This is a genomic window from Deltaproteobacteria bacterium, assembly GCA_026712905.1.
GTDB lineage: Bacteria > Desulfobacterota > Binatia > UBA9968 > JAJDTQ01 > JAJDTQ01.
In genome coordinates this window covers 1-19,481 of the sequence record JAPOPM010000043.1, presented here as the reverse complement: position 1 = coordinate 19,481, position 19,481 = coordinate 1, and the positions used below count along the sequence as shown (strand labels likewise).

The following is a 19,481-nucleotide window of genomic DNA, read 5'->3' as shown; positions in this document are numbered from 1 at the left end:
TCCGGCCTGTTCTCTGCCGTGCAGGGCCGGAAATATTTCGCGAGTGTGGCCCGGCGACCGCCGTTACAGCCGTCCGAGTTGACGCAGCCCCTCGTAGAGCACGATGGAAACCGCGTTGGCCAGGTTCAGGCTCCGCACCGCCGGGCTCATCATGGGGATGACGTAGCTGCGCCCCGCGTTGGCGTCGAGGAGGTCCTCCGGCAGGCCACGGGTCTCGGGTCCGAATACGAGAAAATCGTCTTCCTCGAACCGCGCCGCGACATAGGATAACTCCGCTTTTTTAGAGAAGAAATGCAGCCGCCGGTCACCGTGGCGGTCGAGAAATTCCCGCCAGGAACCGTGCACCCGAAGGTCCACGTGCGGCCAGTAGTCCAGACCGGCACGCTTGAGGTATTTGTCGTCGAGCTGGAACCCGAGCGGCTCGATCAGGTGCAGGGGACTGCGGGTGGCGGCGCACAGGCGCGCCACCGAGCCCGTGTTGGGCGGGATTTCGGGTTCGAAGAGCACGACGTTCATGTTTTCCAACCCTCTTTCCTGAGCGCGGCGCTGTCGATCAGGAACGTCACGGGTCCGTCGTTCACCAGCGACACCTTCATGTGTGCCTGGAAGGTCCCGGTGGAGACCCGCGGCCCGACAACGCGCGCCAGCCGGTCCACGAAGTCCCGGTACAGCCGGTCCGCCTCCTCCGGCGCGGCCGCGGCCGTAAGGGAAGGGCGCCGCCCCTTGCGGCAGTCGCCGTACAGGGTGAACTGGGACACCACCAGGATTTCGCCCTCGGTGTCCAGGACGGAACGGTCGAAGCGGCCGGCGCCGTCGGGAAAAATCCGAAGGTTCAGCAGCTTGTCGGCCAGGAACGCGCCGTCGTCCTCGGAATCGCCCTTGCCGACCCCGAGGAACACGCAGAGGCCGGGTCCAATGGCCGCAACCGTCTCGCCGTCGACGCTCACGTTGGCCCGTTCGACGCGTTGTAGCAGGATCCTCATGTGGTGCGTGTGGTGGCCGTTTCCCGTTGACTTCCGAACACCGTTCCGACTAACAACAGCCGGACGATTGTTCAAGCGTCCTCGGTTCGCGGAGACCCGGAAACCTGTTCCATGAGTACCATTCTCGTCACGGGAGCATGCGGCTTCATCGGCTGGAAAGTGTGCGAGTTGCTGCTCGATCGCGGTGACGCCGTCATCGCGGTCGACGACCTCAATCCCGCCTACGACGTGCGCCTCAAGGAATGGCGCCTGGAGCGGATCCGGGCGCGACCGGGCTTTTACTTCATTCGCGCGGACATCAGCGACCGCGGGGCGTTGCCGGCCCTGACGCAGGCGGTGGCAACATCCGGGCCGGTGAGGGCGGTGATCAATCTGGCCGCCCGTGCCGGGGTGCGCGCGTCGGTCGACGACCCTTGGGTCTATGTTTCCACCAACGTCGCGGGAACCCTGAACCTGCTGGAGCTGTGCCGGACGCGGCAGATCGGGAAGTTCATCCTCGCCTCCACGTCGAGCCTCTACTGCGGCGACAACCCGCGTCCCTTTCGGGAGGACGCCGCCACCGACCGCCCGCTGTCGCCGTACGCCGCGTCCAAGAAGGCCGCGGAGGTCATGGCGCACACGTATCATGCTCTTTACGGCATCGACGTCACCGTGCTGCGCTTCTTCACCGTCTACGGCCCGGCCGGCCGGCCGGACATGAGCCTCTTCCGCTTCGTCCAGTGGATCAGCGAAGGGCGGGAGGTCACGGTCTTCGGCGACGGCACCCAGCAGCGCGATTTCACCTACGTCGACGATGTCGCCCGGGGCGTCCTGGCGGCGATAACGGCCGCACCGGGCTACGAGATCATCAATCTCGGCTCCGACCGTCCCATAGTACTCAACGACGCTCTCCAACTGATCGAGCGTCTCCTCGGCCAAACTGCGACCGTCCGGTACCAGGACCGCCACCCCGCGGACGTAGACGCCACCTGGGCGGACATCTCCAAGGCCCGGCGCTTGCTGGGCTGGCAACCCGAAACGGATTTCGCCGCCGGCGTCGGCTCGCTCGTGGACTGGTACCGCCGCAACCGGGATTGGGCCAGGGACATCGCCACGTGACGGGAGGGGCGCCTCCAGCCGGTTCTGTGCGGTCCGAGCAGGCCCGAGAGTCGCCAATTCCTCGCCTTAATGCTACAAACTTCAGGGTGGATCGCCCGATCCTCCACGCCCAACGGAGAGGTGACCGAGTCCGGCTTAAGGTGCACGACTGGAAATCGTGTGTACCCCAAAAGGGTACCAGGGGTTCGAATCCCCTCCTCTCCGCCACTCAAATCAGTGATGTCGCAAGCAACATTCGGCCAGGTTTTTGGCTTGTGACCCGCCGGCGACGACGGCGTTCCCGGCCGCGGGGAGAGCCATGAAGACCGACCATCGAAACGTCCTTGTTCTCGGCACCTGTCAAATGCTGTCCGGCACGGGGCGCGGCCTCTTCATGGTGACATCCCCGGCCGTGGCACTGCTGATCGCGCCGCATCCGGCGCTTGTCACCTTGCCGACCGGGCTGATCGTGGTCGGCGCCGCCCTCGCCGCCATGCCGACGTCGCTGTTCACGCGCCGGTTCGGACGCAAGACCGGTTTTCTCTGCGGCACCGTCCTGGCTTCGGCCAGCGGCTTGTCCTGCACGGCCGCCGTCCTCTACCAGAATTTCTGGCTGCTCTTGCTGGGCGGCTTCCTGTACGGGTTGTTTTCCAGTTTCTCGCAACTCTACCGGTTCGCGGTGGCGGACGCTGCTTCGACGGAATTCCGTCCCAAGGCGATCTCTTTCGTGCTTGCGGGCGGTGTGTTCGCCGGGTTCGCGGGCCCCAATCTGGCGAACTGGGGAAAAGGGCTTCTGACAAGCCACCTCTTCGCCGGCGCGTTTCTCTTCATGATCGGAACCGGTCTGTTGGCGGCGCTGGTGCTCATGTTCCTCAACATCCCGAACCTGACCAAGGCGCAACTGGAAGGCGAGCAGCGGCCGTTGCTGGAAATCATCAAACAGCCGGTGTTCATCGTCGCCGCGGTTTCCGCGACGGTGGCTCAGAGCGTGATGAACTTTCTGATGACGGCGACGCCGGTGGCCATGATCGCCCACGGCGGCCACGCTTTCGGTTCCGTGGCCGCGGTTATCTCCTCGCACTCGGTGTCGATGTTCGCGCCCGGCTTCTTCACCGGCTCGCTGGTCAAGCGGTTCGGGGAAATTCCGATGATCGTCACGGGTCTCGCCTTGCAAGGCGCCTGTATCGGCGTCGCCCTGGTGGACATCCATGTTTTCCACTTCTGGCTGGCGATGGTGCTCCTCGGGGTCGGTTGGAACTTTACGTATACGGCCGCCACGACCCTCATGACGACCGCCTACGCCCCGTCCGAACGCAACAAGACACAGGGCATGATGAACCAGATCATCTACACGGTGGTGGCCATCGGGTCGCTTTCATCCGGCGCGGTCATCCATTTTCTTGGCTGGACCTGGGTGAATATCGGCGCCACACCGATGCTGTTCCTGGCCGTGCTCGTGACCATCTGGCATGTCGCCGCCAAGTCGAAGGCTGCCGAAGCATGACCCGGGACCCAAGGGAGGACGCCATTTCCGCCTCGACCACGTTCAACGGCTTGCGCAACACGGGTGAGCCCCTCCGCGACGGGGACTCGGTCGTTCTCTTCGACCGCAAGGACCGGGAGTACCTGAAGACCCTCCGTGCCGGCGAGACCATCTCCATCCGGGGCGGGACCATCGCGGTGGACGACCTTTTGGGCCGGCCTGACGGTTTCAGCGTGCGGTCCTCGCTGCGGGAGCGGTTCGTGGTGTTGCGCCCGACGCTCGAGCGCCTGATCCCGAACCTGCCGCGCAAGGGGCAGGTGATCTATCCCAAGGACCTGGGCCTGATCCTGATGTGGGGGGACGTCTATCCCGGGGCAACGGTGGTGGAGGCGGGGGTGGGCCCGGGGGCGCTCACGCTGGCGTTGCTGCGGGCGGTGGGACCCGAGGGGCGCGTCCTCTCCTTCGAGAACCGGGAGGAACACGCCCGCGCGGCGGAACGGAACGTGGCCCGCTACTACGGCCCGGCGCCCCAGTGGACGCTGGAGGTGGCCGACGTGGCCGACGGCCTCCGGGACCTCACCGTGGACCGGATCTTCCTCGATCTGCCGGAGCCCTGGCGCCAAACCGACCTGGCGTGGCGCGCGCTACGGCCCGGCGGCGTGTTTCTGGGCTACGTGCCGACGGTGCTCCAGGTGAAGGGGTTCGTCGATTCCCTGAAAAACCACGGCGGCTTCGCGTGCGTCGACACCATGGAGACCCTGGTCCGTTACTGGCATGTCAAGGACATGAGCGTCCGGCCCCAGCACCGCATGGTGGCCCACACCGGGTTCGTCACCACGGCCCGGCGCGTGGAAGTGGAACGGTCGGAGCCGCAGGGTCCGGCGGAACGGACGGAGTAGGGGAGGACGGCGTCGGGCGGCGACGGGAGAGGTTACTTCTTCTTGCGGCAGCCTTCGCAGTAGCAGATGTGCGTGTCGGGGTCCTGTACGAGACCTTCGTCGAGGTTGTGGCAGATCTTCTTGCACTCGAGGCAGATGAAGTAGATGCCTTCGATGGTCTTGTTGATCTTTTCCCGGTTGAGGATGCGACCCTTGAGCTTCTCGATGCGGATGCCCAGGAGGTCTTCGTATTGCCGTTTGATCTTGAGCCGGCCGGCGGCGTCGCTCGGGAGTTCCTGATCTTCGGCGTCGTCGGGTTCGTTGACCGCACCCTTGGACGCTGCCGTGTTACGAACCGCCTTTTTTGCCCTGGAAGCGGGCTTTCCCGTGCTGTCTTTGGCAGGAGTCATGCGTTGGTATCCGTGAGGAATAACTCTCCTGTCCCGCCTTGTCAACCTGGACGGGTGCCGGCCGTTGCTATCGTGAAAGCCCGACCCACAGCGTCGCCGCCAGAAACACCAGCATCAGTACCGACGAGTGGTCCAGCTTGCGCAGCACCCGATCCACCCCTTCGGCGCTGACTCCCTCGGGCGATTCGGTTTGCCGGACGAAACGGTGGGCGATGCCCATGCACTGCCAGGTCCCCAGCATGATGACGAAGAAGGCCAGCAGCAGCTTGACGGCCAGCGCGCTGCCGAACTCTTCGGAGTACGCCGTGCCGTGCAGCGCCTTGAGGTCGGTGATCCGGGAGGCTCCGGTCAGGGTGAGAATCCCGAGCAGGGCGATCTGTGTCGGGTTGTACACCCGGAGCACGCGCACGAGGAACGCGGTTCGGGCCTCCGTCCCGGCCTCGTGGCGCAACGCCGGCAGCAGCACGCGCCACAGCCCCACCACCAGCCCGATGTGAAGCGTCAGCGAAACTATGTGGAAGTCCGCGGCCAAACTGCAGGGCGGAACGGATGCTAGCCGGCGGCCTTGGAGCGCCAGCTCAGGAGCGCCCGCTTGGGGATCTGCTTGCCCGGGGCCTGGTAGTCTTCGGTGAGCCTGGCCAAGCGCTTGCCGAATTCGTCGAGTTGCTTCTTCTGGTTCTTCTCGAACGTGGCCAGCTCGCGCGCGCGCCGCTCCTGGAACTGCTGCAGCTCGCGCTGCCGGCTCTCCAGAAACGCCGCGAGGTCGGCGTTCCACCGGTCGTGGAACTGCTGCACGGTAGTGCGCACCAGGTAGTTGAGGTCGTCCTTCACCACCATCGACTTGAAGCATTCCGGGCAGAACAGCACGTTGCCGATGGTCAGGCGGCCGGTTTCCACCTCGTAGACGGCGCCGCACGCGAAGCAGTGCAGGGGTACGGGCCACGCGTCCGGGGCCGGCACCGCGATCGAGGGTTGCGACGTGTCGGCGTAAACGGCGGCCGGGGCTCCGGCAGGTTGGGGCGTGGCTGCCGGCGCGGCCGCCGCGGGCTGCGGCGGCGCGTCGGCCGCTGCCGCGGTGGCCGCCCCCTCGGCGGCCGGGGCGGCGGTGCCCGCGCCAGGGCGGAAGCGCGATTCGAAGACGTCGCCGAAGTTGGTATCGGCGTGAATCTCACGCGCCCGGCCGATGAGCACTTCTTCGGGCTCTACGTTGTTGGGGTCGGTTACGCAGCAGTCGACGGGACACACCGCGGCGCACGCTTCGTAGTCGTGGAAGCCGACACACTCGGTGCACAAGACCGGATCGATGACGTAGATCTCATCGTTCTGGGTGATGGCTTCGTTGGGACATTCGGGTTCGCAAGCGCCGCAGTTGATGCACTCGCTGGTTATCATGGTGGCCATGGACTCGAAGACCTCCTGTGTTGCCGCCGGTTCCGGGCGCCCTGTAAGGCGTGTAAAGGCACGCCGCCAAGCGTCCTTTCGGGATAACAGCGGCCGCGGGACGCGTCAAGGTTTCGCCGGCACCGAGCCCGCCGGCGTACCCTACGCGCGCTTCGCCTGGAGCGCCGCGAACACCTTCTCGGCGGTCACCGGGAGGTCCGTGATGCGCACGCCCACGGCGTCTTCCACAGCGTTGGCCACCGCCGCGGCCGTGGGAATGACCGCGGTCTCCCCGATGCTCATGCTGCCGTAGGGGCCGCTCCCCACCGGCGCTTCGGTCACCTCGGTGCGCAGCGCCGGGATGTCCTTGATGTTGGGCAGCTTGTAGTCGCCCAGGTTGGCGGTGACCACCCGGCCGCCGTCGGTGACGATGTCCTCGCAGCGGGCGAAGCCCAGGCCCATGACCACCGCGCCGTCAATCTGTCCCTGGTGGCCCAGGGGATTCAGCACGGTGCCGGTGTTGTGGGCGGTGGTGAGCCGGCGCACGGCGAACTGGCCCGTCTCCGGATCCACCTCCACCTCGGCCACCTGTGCCACCATGGAGGTCTCCGGGCCGTCCGCGGGGTTGGCGTAGTGCCCCGTGACGTTCACCGGGCCGCCCGCGGCTTCGACCAGCTCGGCGAAGGTCATGCGCCGCTCCGAGCGCAGGTGCGTGATGCCGCCGTTGGCGACCCCGAGCTCCTCGGCGGGCACGCCCATGCGTTCCGCGGCGATGCCCAGCAGCGTGGCGCGGGCCCTGTCCGCGGCGTCGAAGGCCGTGTTGCCGTGGACCCGGGTGCTGCTGCTGCCGCGCACGCCGGTATCCTTGGCCACGCGGGTTGTGTCCATGCTCTCGAAGCGCACTTGCTCCAACGGCAGATCCAGCTCCTGGGCCACCACCTGCTGCATCATGGTGTAGGCGCCGGGGCCGACGTCCACCAGGGAGGCCCCCAGGGTCGCGGCGCCGTCGGCTTCCACCCTGAGGTCGACGTACGATTCGCCGCCCTTGGACATCCAGTGGCCCAGGGCGATGCCGCGGCCGACGTTCGGTTGCTTGGGCGCGTGGTAGTTGGACGTCCGGACCGCACTGTCCAGGGTCTCGTCCGGCTGGATGTGCCCCACGGGTATGCCGGTGGGGTCGAGGTCGCCGTCGTGCACGAAGTTGATGCGCCGCAGTTCCGTGGGGTCCATGGCCAGCCGGCGCGCCACCAGGTCGAGCTGGCTCTCGTTGGCGAAGAAGCCCTGGGGGTGGCCCGGCGCGCGCATGTAGCCGCACGGCACCTTGTTGGTGTAGACGTAGCGCTCTTCCAGCAGGAAGTGGGCGATCTTGTAGGGGCCGCCGGAGCTGTGGGCGCCCACCAGATAGCCCTGGGGACGGTACGAGCCGTAGGCGCCGCTGTCGAAGAGCAGGTCCATGTGCTGGGCGACGATGAGCCCGTTCTTCTTGACCCCGGTTCGGATGGTGGTCACCGAAGCGTGGCGCGGGTTTCCCGCGATCAATTCCTCGGTGTAGTCCATGATGTACTTGACCGGCCTCCCGGTGTTCTTCGAGAGGACGTAGCAGAGGGCGAGGTCGTTGGCGTCGCCCTTGCCGCCGAAGTCCCCGCCGAGGTAGCCGGGATGGGCGACGATCCTGTCGGCCGGGATGCCCAGGGCGCCGGCCATGTGGTCGCGCAGGGCGAAGAGGCTCTTGGTGGAGGCCCACACGTCCGCGCCGTCTCCCTGGGCTTCCACGATGCAGCAGTGCGGTTCGATGTAGCCGTGGTGCACGGCCGGTGTGGTGTAGGTGTTTTCCACCACCAGGTCGGCTTCCCGGAACGCCGCCTCCACGTCGCCCTTGCGCCACTCGAGCCGGACGGCCACGTTGCTGGGTGCGTCCATGGGTTGAAGCAGGCCGGGGTAGGTGGCGACCTCCGGATGGATCAGCGGCGCGGACGGCTCCGCGGCTTCCACCGGATCCAGCACCGCCTCCAGTTCCTCGTACTCGACCTCGATGAGCGCCGTCGCGGCCTCGGCCTCGGCTTCACTGTCCGCGGCGACGGCCGCGACCTTCTCGCCGATGTAGCGCACCACCCCGTCCGCGAGAAGCGGCATGTCGACGAGCTTCTTGCCGATGCGCGCCCCTGACAGGTCCGCGCCGATCACCACCGCCCGCACCCCGGGCGCGGCCAGCGCCTTGCCCGCGTCGATGCGCACGATGCGTCCGTGGGCAATGGGGCTTCGCAGTACCTTGCACCAGAGCATCCCCGGGACCGCCATGTCCGCGGTGTAACGCGCCCGGCCCGATACCTTGTCCTCGCCCTCGTCGCGCGTCGCCGGGGCGCCTACGATTCTGCCGTTTGCCATGGTTCACCTCGTTTCCGCTCAGGGATTCAAAAGGGTGGGGAATCCAAAGTCAAGCCGGAAGAGGGGAGGCCAGCGTCCGCCGCGATAGCGCAACGGGCATCCCAAACGATTCTTGACAGCGAAAGTCGGCTCTGGTAGGCGTCCTACAGCCTGATGGCACCGCGGGTACCACGTTGTTCGCAGCGGCCCGCGACGCAAACGAAATGATTGGCTGACACGAACCGAGACGAACCAGCCCCTTCCTGGCTTGGCCGGGAGGATGCGCTGGTTTTTTTGTGGACGGTGCCAGACGCGGGAGGGAGGCGGCGGGGTGTTCGGCCAATGCGCACTCGATGGAGGACTTGATGAAGACTTTGGGTCTGATCTCGCCCAATCTGGACGATCCGACCGTTCAGGAGTACTACCGCATACTGCCCGAGGGCATCGAGATAAAGGGCCGGCCGCTCCATGTCACCACGTTCGCGGACGAGACCTTCGCCAAGGTGGAGGAGGCCTTCGCCGACGTCGTCCGCGACCTCACCAGGGATCCCCTGGATTTCCTCATGATCACGGGCGAGCTGTTCCTGTCCTACCGGGGTCCGGGCTCGGACCGGCTGGTGCTGGATTCGGTGCGGGAGATCACGCCGGTCAAGGCTTCGACGGTGCTGACCGCCGTGGTGCGCGCCTTCAAGGCACTGGACGTCTACCGCGTGGTGATGGCGTCGCCGTTTCCCCACGACCAGGACGAGAACCTCATCCGCTTCCTCGACCATTACAACATCGAGGTGGCGGCCAACCGGGGCCTCGGCTACGACAACACCGACGAGATCTGGGAGCTCCCGCCGGAGACCGGCTACGATCTCGCCGCCGCCGTCCTGGAGGAATGCCCCAACGTGGACGGCATCTACATGCCGTGCAACAAGTGGCGCGTGTCGTCGGTCATCGAACGGCTGGAAGCGGACTTGGGCAAGCCCGTCATCACCAACACCCAGGCGTGGATCTGGGAGGCGTTGCAGGGGTTGGGCATGAAGGCGTCACTTCCCGGATACGGAAGGCTGCTCAAATAGGTGGGAGACGCCTGAATTAAGCAGACACCACACTAGAACGTCGTCAGCACGACCCCTCCGAGACATATGGAAGCCGCCCCCACCAGGACCTTGAGCGTCACCCGCTCGAAGGAGCGCAGGAAGACGGTGCTCAGGATGACGGTGAAGAGAGGGGTCGTGGAAATGAGGGGCGAGACCACGACGACGTCGCCCATCTCCAGGGCGGTCATGTTGAGGGACACGGCAACGCTGTTGAGGAGCCCCGACAGGCCGAACCATCCGAGCGTCTCGCGCCGGAACACCAACTCGCGATGCCTCCCGGTGGCCCACAGGTAGAGCAACAGGGCCACGAACGCACCCCCCTGCACCACGCAGATCGCCAGCGGCACGGAGTCGATCATGCTGTAACCGAGCTTGCGCATGGGGCTCGAAAAGCCGCCCAGAAACGCGGCCAGGACCGGCAACAGCAGGTAGATCCGCTGGTAGGGGATGGCTGCCTCGGAATCCCGCATGCCCAGCAGGCTCGCTCCCAGGATGATCAGCAGCGTACCGCTGGCAATGGCTACGGTCACGGTTTCCCCCAGGATCAGCACCGCCACGAGTCCGGCGAAGAGGGGTGTGGTGTTGCGTAGCGGCGAGGCCACGGAAATGCCCACCTTGTTGGCCGAGACGAACAACAGGATCTGCGTGCAGAAGGGCGACAGCACGCCCGCTCCGGTGAACAGCAGCAGCCCCGCCGGCGCCGCGTCGTCCCAGGAGATCAGCGGCCCCAGCGCGGCGAACAGGATGACGGTGGAGGTGAAGAGCGAGAAGGAGATGGCACCCGTGGGCGTGCCGTGGTTGAGCCCAAGCCGGGAGCAGATCTGGCCCGACGAGAAGCACAGGGCGGCTCCCAGAGCCAGCAGCGGGATGTTCAGACTTTCCACGGGTCGGGTTCTTCGCCGTGCCGCGAACGGGCGCGGCGGCGAGGGACGCGCCTGTCCGGGGCACGACACCGGCGGAGCCCGCGGCGGCACGTACGCCTTGGTAGTCGGATTCCGTCGGCTTGTCAACGAAAGGGCGCCGGCCGGAATGGAACGGACGGCGTACGGGGGAGCGCGGTGAAGGGATCGGGGAAGCGGAAGAGCGGCGGCACGGAAGCGCGGGGAGGGGTTGCCGCGGGCGTCGTCGCGGCGGCTCTCGTTCTCGTGTCGTCGGCCTGCTACCTGCCGGCGATGCTCTGGGGCGGTCTGATCTGGGACGACCGCATCTGGTCCCAGGCTCCAGCGGTTCTCGAATGGTCCGGCCTACGCACCATCTGGTTCGCGCCGTCGCTCATCGAGCGCGAGGCGCACTACTGGCCCCTCGTCTACACGACGTTCTGGCTGGAACACAAGATCTGGGGCCTCGCGCCCGCCGGCTACCACATCGTCAACGTCGTGCTGCACGCGGCCAACACGGTGTTCCTGTGGCGCATCCTCGGGCGGTTGGCGGTTCCGGGAGCGGCGCTGGCCGCCGCGGTGTTCGCCGTTCACCCACTGCACGTGGAGTCGGTGGCGTGGATCATGGAGCGCAAGGACGTGCTCTCCGCGCTCTTCTACCTGGGGGCGGTGCTGGCGTGGCTGCGTTTCCTGGAACGGTCCCGCCCCTGGGACTACGGCCTCGCGCTGCTGCTGTTCGCCCTGGGGATGCTGAGCAAGTCCATCGTCGTCACCTTGCCGGTGGCGCTCCTGATCATCCAGTGGTGGAGGGAAGGACGCACCACCGGCAAGGACCTGCTGCGCGTGGCGCCGTTTTTCGCGGTGGGTTTTCTCATTGCCGTGGCGGACCTCTACTTCTACCACTTGAGGTGGGCCGAGGATCTCGTGGACTACTCGCTGGTGGAGCGGGTCCTGATCGCTTCCCGGGCGCTGTGGTTCTACGCCGGCAAGCTCGCGTGGCCGGTGGATCTTCCGGTCATCTATCCGCTCTGGCACATCGACGGCGGCGACCCAGGGGGTTGGCTGTACCTCGTAGCGGCCCTCGGGTTGGCGGCGGCACTGTGGTTCGCGCGCGGCCGTATCGGACGCGGACCGCTGGCCGGGGCGGCTTTTTTTGCCGTCACCCTGTCGCCCACGCTCGGGTTCGTGGACTTCAGCTACATGCAGTTCTCCTTCGTTGCCGACCGTTTCCAGTACCTGGCCGGCATCGGGCTCATGGCGGTGGCGGCCGGCGCGGCGTGGGTGTGGGTGGCGTGGCTTGCGGAGCGCTGGGGCCGGCGCCCGGCGCGGGTCGCGGCACTCCTGACCCTCGCCGTGGTGCTGCTTCTCCTGGGAACGCGGACTTGGCGGCATGCCGGCATATTCAGCGACGAACTGGTTTTCAACCGTCACATCATCGCCCACAACTACCGCGCCCGGGATGCTCACCGAAATCTGGCCGCGGAGTTGTTCAAGCTCGGGCGCAAGGAGGAGGCGCTGGAGCACGCGCGCATCGCCGTGACGCAGTATCCCGACTGCGCCGACTGCCACGCCGGGCTCGGCGCGGCGCTGATCGTTCTTGATCGTCCGGAGGAGGCGGAGGCGCCTCTGCGCCGCGCCTTGGAGCTGGCGCCCTACAACGAGAGTGCCCTTGGAAACACCGCCGAGCTGTTCAGGCGGCAAGGGCGGCACGAGGAGGGCCTTGCCGCAGCCGAAAGGTGGCGCAGGGTACGGCCCAACGCGGCCGACCCGCACCGGGCCATGGGCGTGGCGCTCGGCGGACTCGGCCGTCACGGTGAGGCCGAACGACACTGGCGGCGCGTCCGTGAGATCGAGCCGCACGACCCGGCTGCCGCCCAGAACCTGGCCGAGTCCATCCGCAAGCAGGGACGCTACGAGGAAGCCCTCGAGTGGTATCGGACGGTGCTGAAGGTACGGCCTGAATTTCCTCTGGCTCACGCGGCCATGGGAGACGTGCTGTTCCGTCTCTCCCGCTACGATGCCGCCGTCGACGCCTTGACGCGCGCCGTCGAACTCGCGCCGGATCTGCCCCACGTGCCGGCGTTGCTGGTCCTGGCGGCCAAGGCGTCGACGCGGCTGGGGCGCCACGCCGACGCCGCCGAACACTATGCGCGCGCGGCGGCGGCCGATCGGGGCTACGCCGAGGCCATGCTCAAGCAGGCGGTGCAATACGCGCGGAACAAGCGTTATGAGGAGGCGTTGGACGCATTCCGGACAGTGCTCGGGCTTCGACCGGACGACCCGGCCGCGCACTCCAACGTGGGCACGATGCTCTACCACCTGGGCCGGACCGACGAGGCCCTGGCGAGCTTTGACCGGGCGCTCTCCATCGATCCTGATTTCGAGAATGCGCGCAACAACCGGCGGGCGCTCATGCAGGAACGGCGCCGGACCGAAGATCGGCCCGGCGCCGCCCCCCGGGGTGGAGAATGAAGCGGGAAGGGCAAAACGGGGACTCGGCGGGCGCGGCCCCAAGTTGAAAATCCCCGGCGCTTCGGCTAGTGTCCTGCCCCACCGATGCGCGCGTAAAGATGCGCGCGCATCGCGCTTGCAGGCCCCTCATCCTGAAAAGGAGTCTTGAATGGCATATACGAGTTGGCGCGGCACAATCGGCGTGGTCAAGCCCACCATGCGCCCCGGGTCTCTGGAAGAATTCATCCGCATGATGCCGGAGGGCATCGGCATCATCCCACTCTTCATTGGTTTCCAGCGCGGCACCGCGGACGAGTTCCAGCAGGCCATGAAGGCGTACGAGGAGCGAGTCGCCGAACTCGCCGGCTACGGGGTGGATCTGATCCACCCGGAAGGGGCGCCGCCCTTCATGTTCCAAGGGGTCAAGGGCGAGCGCCGCATCATCCGCTCCTGGGAACGCAAGTACAAGACGCCCATGGTCACCGCGGGCCAGACCCAGATCGAGGCGCTCAAGGCGCTCAAGGCCAAGAAGATCCTCGGGGTCACCTACTTCACCGGCAAGATCAACGACACCTTCGCCAAGTATTTCGTGGAGGCGGGGTTCGAGGTGCTGGCCATGGAAGGCATCCCGGTGGAGTTCGAGGAAGTGGGGAAGCTCGCCGGGCAGGAAGTCTACGCCCATATCCGCAACGCGTTTCTCAAGCACAAGGGCGCCGACGCCATCTACATGCTGGGCTCCGGCTGGCGCACGCTGGACATCATCGAGCTGCTGGAACAGGACCTGCAGGTGCCGGTGGTGCACCCCGTTCCGGCCCGGGTGTGGGCCATCCAGAAGCGGCTCCATGTCAACGAGTCGGTGATGGGGTACGGGCGGCTCTTGGAGGAGATGGTATAGGCCGTCTCAGGCCCGCGCCGCCCGCCATCCCCGTAGTTGCATCAGCAACCCCGCCGCCACCAGCGCCGATCCCATCCCGAGCATGTTCCAGCCCGGCAGGATCAGCAGCACGCCGCCGGCGATGAGCACCAACCGGACGGGCCACGTGAGCAGGATCAGCCCGTAGCCGATGGTCCCGGCCGACAGGCTGACGGCGCCGACCAGGGCGGACAGGGCCGCCAGCAGCACGGCGTCCGCGGTCCCCTGCAGCAGCAACGCGGGGTGGAGCGCGAAGGAGAACGGCAACAGGTACTTGCCGATGGCAAGACGCACGGCGTCCTTGCCGGTTTCCCAGATCCCGGCGCCGCTGATGCTGCATGTGACGAACACGGTCACGCACACCGGCGGCGTGATGTGGGACGCCAGCCCCCAGTAGACCACGAACAGGTGCGCGGCGATGTCGGGCACGCCCATCAACACCAGCGCGGGCGCGCACAGCGTGGCCACGGTGATGTAGGCGGGCAGGGAATCCATGCCCATGCCCAGGATCAGGCTGGCAACGCCCACCATAGCCAGCGCGATGGGCAGGTTGCCGCCGCTCAGGTCCACCAGCGCGCGGGAGAACTTCGTCCCCAGGCCGCTCAGCCCCAGCGCCGCCACCAGCATGCCCACCGCCGCGGTGAGGATGGCCAACGGGATCCAGGCCTTCACCGCCGACACCAGGGCGCCGTGGATTTTCTCGGGGTAGAGCCGTTTGTCGCGGTCCTTGGACAGGAAGCTCACCGCCACCAGCAGCGGCAGGCTGAAGATACCGGCCATGTCCGGGTCGAACTTCTGCACCAGCATCAGGTAGATCATGAGGCCGATGGGCAGCAGGAAGAACCATCCCTTCCTGAAGGTCGCCCCCAGCGCCGGCAGCTCGCTCCGGGGCATTCCCGCCAACCCCTGCCGGGCGGCCTCGAAGTCCACCCCCATGAACACGATGACGAAGTAGAGGAAAGCGGGCACGGCGGCCGCCAGCGCGATCTGGTAGTAGGGCGCGCCCAGGAAGTCCGCCATCACGAAGGCGATGGCGCCCATGACCGGCGGCAGGATCTGGCCGCCGGCGGACGACGCCGCCTCCACCGCGCCGGCGAAGCCCGGGCGGTAGCCGGCCCGTATCATGAGCGGGATGGTCACCGCTCCGGTGGTGGCGGCGTTGGCCGACGGCGAGCCGGAGATGGTGCCGAAGAACGCCGACGCCAGCACCGCGGTCTTGGCGGCGCCGCCGCGGGTCCAGCCCGCGATGGCCATGGCCAGCTCGCTGAACCACTCGCCCACGCCGGCCCTGTGCAACAGGTGGGCGAACATCAGGAACACCATGACGATGGTGGACGCCACCCCCAGGGGCACCCCGAAGATGCCCTCGCCGGGCACGTACACCGCGTAGGTCAGCCGGTCCCACGCATAACCCTTGCCGAACAGCAGGCCCGGCAGGATGTTCTGGTACCGGGCCACGGCCAGGAACAGGCAGACGATGGTCACCAGCACCCAGCCCACCGCGCGCTTGAGCGCCACCAGCAGGGAAATGGCCAGGGAGAAGGCCAGGGCCATGCCGGCGAGGTCGAGGAAGCCGTACTCGTCGTAGTCGGTGACGTGCTCGTAGAAGAAGATGATGTAGCCCAGGGGCGCCATGGCCATGAGCAGGAGCCCCAGGTCAGCCCAGTAGCCCGCGCCGCGCCCGCCGCGCCGCCTCATGTGGATGAGATAGGCCAGCAGCAGCGCGAAGGTCAGGCTCACGGCCCGGTGGTAAGGCGTCGGATAGAAGATGCCCAGGTAGATGAAGGTCCGCCCCACCACGATGAGGTGGTAGACGGCGGTCAGGAAGGCGAGGAGATCGATGACCCGGTCCCAGGACGTGCGGGCGTCCTGGGACGGGCTCGGTTCGGGGGATCCGATGTCAGCCATGGAGTGCCTTGGCCGCCGTCAATCGCGCGAAGGCGGCACGAAGCGGGTCACTGGCTGGCGAGCAGATCCTTCTGCGTCTTGGTCAGGGCGTCCGTCCAGGCGCCGATCTCCTTGTAGTAGCGGATGGCGCCGGGGTGAAACGGGATCGTCGGATTGGCCAGGCTTCCCTTGAGTGTGTACTGCTTCGCCGAGGCGTGCACCGGATGGAACTGCTTCAGGTTTTCGAAGAACGCCTTGGTGAAGGTGTAGGCAGTGTCGTCCGCTATATCCGCCCGGGTGGCGGTGAAGGTGCCCACCGCCAGAGAATTCACGTCCGCATCGAGCCCCTTGATGGAGCCCTTGCTGATCTTGGCTTGCCGGTATCCCTGAAGCCGTGGGTCCTTGAGGATCTCCGCCGCCTTGTCCGCGGGGATGGGGATGACCTTGAGAGAGATGGACTGGGCCAGGCGCCGGATCGGCGGCGAGCCCGTCGCCGGGCTGCCGAAGGGCATCACCGCCGCGTCCGCCGCGCCCAGCTTGAGGGATTCGAGCTGTTCGTTGGTATTGCCGTGGCGGAGGATCTTCACGCCGTTCTCCGGGATGCCGTAGACCCGCATGATCGCGCGGGTGAAGGCTTCGAGGTCCGCCAGCGACTTACGCTTCCCCTGCACGGTCTTGCCGTTGAGGTCCGCCGGCGTGTTGATACCCCGGTCGCCGCGGGCGACGATGGCGCGGGCCCCGAGACCGCCCTGGAACAGCAGCCGCAGCGGCGCCTTGCCGTCCTTCTTGAACGATCCGATGCCGTGATAGCCGTGGGTCCCCGCCAGCGAGTTCAGCATCGCCACCTCGATGCGCTTCGCCGTCAGCGCCCGCACGTTGGCGTCGCTGCCGCCGATGGGCTCCACGGTCACGCTGATGTTGGAGTTCCGGCTCACGGTATCGCCCATGCCCACGGCGAGAATGTGGAAACGAGCGCCCACGGTGGATGTGCCCAGGGACAGGGCCGTCTGGGCGTTCAGTTGCGCTGCGAAACAGAAGAGTCCCGCCACCAGTATGAGACTTGCGCGTATAAGGCGTTTCATTTGTCCTCCTTGAGCGCGGTCCGATTTTGAACCCCGTACGTCTGCATCGATATCCTCGGGCAGGCCCCTAGCTAACACCGTGGGAACGGGGTGTCAATTCTTGACGCCTTTGCCGGACAAGACCCGGTCGGTGAGACATCGGGCAGGCGGAAATCCGGCCGGTGCCGACGACCCTGCGCCCGAAGGGATGGCACTCTTCATGCGTGGGCACCTGGTCCTGCCGCATCGTTGGCCATCACGTGAGAATCGGTCTTGATCAACGATTCCGCAGGAATACCCAAACCTTGGTGCAGCCGCCAGACCATCTTCAGGCTCAACGGGCGTTTTCGGTTGAGAATCTCGTAGACCCGACCACGACCGCCGATATAGGGAACCAGATCCTTCGGCGCCAGTCCGTTCTGGTCCATGTGGTAGCGGATCGCGGCGACGGGATCCGGTAGATCGAGCGGGTAGTGCTTGGCTTCCCAGGCCTCGACGAGAGTCACCAGAACATCGAGACGATCGCCCTCCGGCGTATTGCGTTTCGCCGCCATCAGGCGCTCGATTTCCTTCAGCATTCGACGGTAATCCCGCTTGGTCTTGATCGGTGTAATATCCATGGTCGACCCTCAAATCGTCTGGGCATCGATGGCGTCATAGTCCCGATGGTTGCCGATGAACCGAATGTACACGACGCGGTAGGGGTAGTTGATCCACACTACGATGCGGTACTTGTTGCCGGCGATGTTGAACACTGCCCGGCCGTCCTTGAGGATGCTGGCGTTACGAATCTCTCGTTTGACGTCTGTGGGGCTGCTCCAGTCAGCAGCCTTGACCTGACGGTACCACGCCATCACCGGCTGGCGGGCATCGGCGCGTGCGGGGTCGGCGTCGAGGAAGGACTTCAGCGTCGCCACCGCGATGATCCTCATGACGAGAACGCTAACATGATCCCATATTGGGATCAAACGGGCTGCCTCGCTCGACCTCCTTTCACCATCGGAGAAGCAGACGGTGGTGGAACGGTGGTTGGAACTGGTGGCGGAGATCAGTGTCTGGAGCAGGCGGTAGCGGATCAGTTCCGTCACCCCGGACTTGATCCGGAGTCAAGCCCGGGGTGACGTCAGATCTGATTTCGGGCACACTCAGGCCGCGTTCTGCAGCGGCGACACGTTAAGGTTGTACAGCCTCGCCACGTTGGTGTTCAGCAGCTTCGCGCGGTCGCCGGCGTCGAGCGGGCCCAGGTCCCGGGCGATGACGTCTTGCGAGTGGGGCCAAGTCGAGTTCTGGTGCGGGTAGTCGTTGGACCACATGCAGTTGTCCGCGCCGAACCAGGAGAACAGCCGCCCGCCGATGTGGTCGTTGAAGAAGGTGGCGTAGACCTGCCGGGCGAAGTATTCGCTGGGCGGCTTGTCGATTTGCAGGGGATGGGCGTGGCGGTGGCGCCGGAAGTTCTTGTCGCACTGGCCCAGCCAGAAGGGGATCCAGCCGATTTCGTTCTCCACCGAGACGATCTTGAGCCTGGGGTAGCGCTCGAGCACGCCGGAGAAGATGATGTCGAACAGCGCGTCCTCGATCTCCCGGGTCTGCTCGACGCCGATGCGGTAGCGCTTCATGCCCGTGGCCGTCTGGCGGTGCATGCTGTCGCCGAAGCCGGTGAGGATGTGCAGGTGCACCGGCATTTCCAGATCCTGGGACGCCGCCCAGAACCGCTCGTAGTGGTCCGAGGTGAACGGCAGGTCCTTGTGGGGCACCTGCCAGATCAGGGTGCCGACCATCCCTTCCTTCTTGCAGCGTTCCATCTCGGCGAGGGCGTGGTCCATGTCGAAGGCCGAGATCAGGCCGACGCCGAACAGCCGGTCCGGTGCGCCCTTGCAGTATTCGATGAGCCAGTCGTTGTAGGTGCGGAACAGGCCTTCCTGGAGCTTCGCGTCGTCGACGCAGAAGAACCCGAGTCCCAGGCTCGGGTAGAGCACCTCGCCGGACACGCCGTCGATGGCCATGTCCTTGACGCGTTCCACCGGGTCCCAGCCCCCGGGCCGCGCCACCGAGAAGCCGGCGCGGCGGAATTCCTCCACCTGCTCCGGCCGCTGTCCCGCCATGAAGAGCCCGCCCACGGCCTGCGGGATCACGTCCGGACCTCCGAACATCCAGGCGTCACGCCCTTCGTCGAAATAGGCCTTGGGCGCCCGGTCCCTCAGAGACGACGGCAACCCCTTCTCCCAGAGGTCCGGGACCTCGATCACATGCGAATCTGCCGAGATGATGGCTTCTTCCATGACGGTTCCCCCTTTTCAGGCGTTCGTTTTATCCGTTTCCCGTGCCAGTTTTGGCCCACCAGGGCGTTCATCATTCGTGACCCTATACAGTTGCGATGACACAGGCAAGAAGCGTGCGCTACCGGCCCTGGTCGAAACGTTGCGCCGCGGAGAACCGGCGCCGCTCCAACTCGTGCTCGAAGCTCACCAGCCGGCGGATCAGGGCATTGTGTGTGCTGGGCAGCGTTCAGATCGGGTGGGTTCAAGTCCCACTGGCGCTCGGGTAAGGGGCGTCATATCCAAAAGTGGGGGTAATTCCTCACTGGCCGGAGTGAGTCGATAGGCGAGACCCTAAACGGGCACGAAGCTG

At 66.2% G+C, this 19,481-nt stretch carries 17 protein-coding genes, 1 tRNA gene and 1 pseudogene; 7 read left to right on the top strand and 12 right to left on the bottom strand.

Features of this window, described 5'->3' with window-relative positions:
- Nucleotides 1-63: 63 nt before the first annotated feature.
- Both OXF11_03380 and dtd read right to left on the bottom strand, forming a co-directional pair.
- Nucleotides 64-516, bottom strand: coding sequence for a tRNA (cytidine(34)-2'-O)-methyltransferase (locus tag OXF11_03380; protein MCY4486142.1), 453 nt, complete (start codon nucleotides 514-516; stop codon nucleotides 64-66).
- On the bottom strand, nucleotides 513-983 hold the full coding sequence (gene dtd, locus OXF11_03375; protein ID MCY4486141.1) for a D-aminoacyl-tRNA deacylase: 471 nt from the start codon (nucleotides 981-983) through the stop codon (nucleotides 513-515). The genes OXF11_03380 and dtd overlap by 4 nt, the downstream gene beginning before the upstream one ends.
- Nucleotides 984-1,094: 111 nt before the next feature.
- Here dtd and OXF11_03370 point away from each other — a divergent pair, with 111 nt between their 5' ends.
- The 4 genes from OXF11_03370 to OXF11_03355 all read left to right on the top strand — a co-directional run bounded on the left by OXF11_03370 (nucleotide 1,095) and on the right by OXF11_03355 (nucleotide 4,442).
- Nucleotides 1,095-2,081, top strand: a complete 987-nt coding sequence (locus OXF11_03370) for an SDR family NAD(P)-dependent oxidoreductase (protein MCY4486140.1) — start codon at nucleotides 1,095-1,097, stop codon at nucleotides 2,079-2,081.
- 114 nt (nucleotides 2,082-2,195) lie between these two features.
- Nucleotides 2,196-2,288: transfer RNA gene (locus OXF11_03365), tRNA-Ser, on the top strand.
- A 91-nt stretch (nucleotides 2,289-2,379) separates the two neighbouring features.
- Complete coding sequence (locus OXF11_03360; protein MCY4486139.1) at nucleotides 2,380-3,564, top strand: MFS transporter; 1,185 nt, start codon at nucleotides 2,380-2,382, stop codon at nucleotides 3,562-3,564.
- Complete coding sequence (locus tag OXF11_03355; GenBank protein MCY4486138.1) at nucleotides 3,561-4,442, top strand: tRNA (adenine-N1)-methyltransferase; 882 nt, start codon at nucleotides 3,561-3,563, stop codon at nucleotides 4,440-4,442. Before OXF11_03360 ends, OXF11_03355 begins: the two co-directional genes overlap by 4 nt.
- A gap of 32 nt (nucleotides 4,443-4,474) precedes the next feature.
- On the opposite strand, the gene OXF11_03350 is transcribed toward OXF11_03355, so the two are convergent.
- From OXF11_03350 to OXF11_03335, 4 genes and pseudogenes are all read right to left on the bottom strand, one after another.
- Nucleotides 4,475-4,831, bottom strand: a complete 357-nt coding sequence (locus OXF11_03350; protein MCY4486137.1) for a hypothetical protein — start codon at nucleotides 4,829-4,831, stop codon at nucleotides 4,475-4,477.
- A 67-nt stretch (nucleotides 4,832-4,898) separates the two neighbouring features.
- A complete protein-coding gene (locus OXF11_03345) occupies nucleotides 4,899-5,363 on the bottom strand; it encodes a hypothetical protein (GenBank protein MCY4486136.1) in 465 nt (154 codons plus the stop codon).
- Nucleotides 5,364-6,016: 653 nt separating this feature from the next.
- Nucleotides 6,017-6,232: pseudogene (locus OXF11_03340) on the bottom strand (YfhL family 4Fe-4S dicluster ferredoxin).
- A gap of 141 nt (nucleotides 6,233-6,373) precedes the next feature.
- The gene (locus tag OXF11_03335) at nucleotides 6,374-8,596 is read right to left on the bottom strand and encodes a xanthine dehydrogenase family protein molybdopterin-binding subunit (protein ID MCY4486135.1); all 2,223 of its coding nucleotides are present in this window, start codon (nucleotides 8,594-8,596) and stop codon (nucleotides 6,374-6,376) included.
- 344 nt (nucleotides 8,597-8,940) lie between these two features.
- Here OXF11_03335 and OXF11_03330 point away from each other — a divergent pair, with 344 nt between their 5' ends.
- Nucleotides 8,941-9,642: a hypothetical protein gene (locus tag OXF11_03330; protein ID MCY4486134.1), complete on the top strand. Its 702-nt coding sequence runs from the start codon at nucleotides 8,941-8,943 to the stop codon at nucleotides 9,640-9,642.
- A 32-nt stretch (nucleotides 9,643-9,674) separates the two neighbouring features.
- On the opposite strand, the gene OXF11_03325 is transcribed toward OXF11_03330, so the two are convergent.
- Nucleotides 9,675-10,547: a DMT family transporter gene (locus OXF11_03325; GenBank protein MCY4486133.1), complete on the bottom strand. Its 873-nt coding sequence runs from the start codon at nucleotides 10,545-10,547 to the stop codon at nucleotides 9,675-9,677.
- 174 nt (nucleotides 10,548-10,721) lie between these two features.
- Between OXF11_03325 and OXF11_03320 the strand changes: the two genes are divergently transcribed.
- Nucleotides 10,722-13,013 (top strand): tetratricopeptide repeat protein, encoded by a 2,292-nt coding sequence (locus tag OXF11_03320; GenBank protein ID MCY4486132.1) that lies wholly within the window; start codon nucleotides 10,722-10,724, stop codon nucleotides 13,011-13,013.
- 148 nt (nucleotides 13,014-13,161) lie between these two features.
- Nucleotides 13,162-13,887: a hypothetical protein gene (locus OXF11_03315; GenBank protein ID MCY4486131.1), complete on the top strand. Its 726-nt coding sequence runs from the start codon at nucleotides 13,162-13,164 to the stop codon at nucleotides 13,885-13,887.
- Nucleotides 13,888-13,893: 6 nt separating this feature from the next.
- Here the strand turns inward: OXF11_03315 and OXF11_03310 are convergent, their stop codons facing one another.
- From OXF11_03310 to OXF11_03290, 5 genes are all read right to left on the bottom strand, one after another.
- Nucleotides 13,894-15,813: a TRAP transporter fused permease subunit gene (locus tag OXF11_03310; GenBank protein MCY4486130.1), complete on the bottom strand. Its 1,920-nt coding sequence runs from the start codon at nucleotides 15,811-15,813 to the stop codon at nucleotides 13,894-13,896.
- A gap of 47 nt (nucleotides 15,814-15,860) precedes the next feature.
- Nucleotides 15,861-16,874: a TAXI family TRAP transporter solute-binding subunit gene (locus OXF11_03305; protein ID MCY4486129.1), complete on the bottom strand. Its 1,014-nt coding sequence runs from the start codon at nucleotides 16,872-16,874 to the stop codon at nucleotides 15,861-15,863.
- A 197-nt stretch (nucleotides 16,875-17,071) separates the two neighbouring features.
- Nucleotides 17,072-17,473, bottom strand: a complete 402-nt coding sequence (locus tag OXF11_03300) for a transcriptional regulator (protein MCY4486128.1) — start codon at nucleotides 17,471-17,473, stop codon at nucleotides 17,072-17,074.
- 9 nt (nucleotides 17,474-17,482) lie between these two features.
- Nucleotides 17,483-17,785, bottom strand: coding sequence for a type II toxin-antitoxin system HigB family toxin (locus OXF11_03295; GenBank protein MCY4486127.1), 303 nt, complete (start codon nucleotides 17,783-17,785; stop codon nucleotides 17,483-17,485).
- Nucleotides 17,786-17,998: 213 nt separating this feature from the next.
- Entirely contained in the window at nucleotides 17,999-19,132 is a 1,134-nt protein-coding gene (locus OXF11_03290) for an amidohydrolase family protein (protein MCY4486126.1), read from the bottom strand.
- Nucleotides 19,133-19,481 lie beyond the last annotated feature (349 nt).

Bases quoted from the DNA above. Each gene is read 5' to 3' on its own strand.
- OXF11_03380 (MCY4486142.1), bottom strand. From the start codon at position 516: ATGAACGTCGTGCTCTTCGAACCCGAAATCCCGCCCAACACGGGCTCG.
- dtd (MCY4486141.1), bottom strand. From the start codon at position 983: ATGAGGATCCTGCTACAACGCGTCGAACGGGCCAACGTGAGCGTCGAC.
- OXF11_03370 (MCY4486140.1), top strand. From the start codon at position 1,095: ATGAGTACCATTCTCGTCACGGGAGCATGCGGCTTCATCGGCTGGAAA.
- OXF11_03360 (MCY4486139.1), top strand. From the start codon at position 2,380: ATGAAGACCGACCATCGAAACGTCCTTGTTCTCGGCACCTGTCAAATG.
- OXF11_03355 (MCY4486138.1), top strand. From the start codon at position 3,561: ATGACCCGGGACCCAAGGGAGGACGCCATTTCCGCCTCGACCACGTTC.
- OXF11_03350 (MCY4486137.1), bottom strand. From the start codon at position 4,831: ATGACTCCTGCCAAAGACAGCACGGGAAAGCCCGCTTCCAGGGCAAAA.
- OXF11_03335 (MCY4486135.1), bottom strand. From the start codon at position 8,596: ATGGCAAACGGCAGAATCGTAGGCGCCCCGGCGACGCGCGACGAGGGC.
- OXF11_03330 (MCY4486134.1), top strand. From the start codon at position 8,941: ATGAAGACTTTGGGTCTGATCTCGCCCAATCTGGACGATCCGACCGTT.
- OXF11_03315 (MCY4486131.1), top strand. From the start codon at position 13,162: ATGGCATATACGAGTTGGCGCGGCACAATCGGCGTGGTCAAGCCCACC.
- OXF11_03310 (MCY4486130.1), bottom strand. From the start codon at position 15,813: ATGGCTGACATCGGATCCCCCGAACCGAGCCCGTCCCAGGACGCCCGC.
- OXF11_03305 (MCY4486129.1), bottom strand. From the start codon at position 16,874: ATGAAACGCCTTATACGCGCAAGTCTCATACTGGTGGCGGGACTCTTC.
- OXF11_03300 (MCY4486128.1), bottom strand. From the start codon at position 17,473: ATGGATATTACACCGATCAAGACCAAGCGGGATTACCGTCGAATGCTG.
- OXF11_03295 (MCY4486127.1), bottom strand. From the start codon at position 17,785: ATGAGGATCATCGCGGTGGCGACGCTGAAGTCCTTCCTCGACGCCGAC.
- OXF11_03290 (MCY4486126.1), bottom strand. From the start codon at position 19,132: ATGGAAGAAGCCATCATCTCGGCAGATTCGCATGTGATCGAGGTCCCG.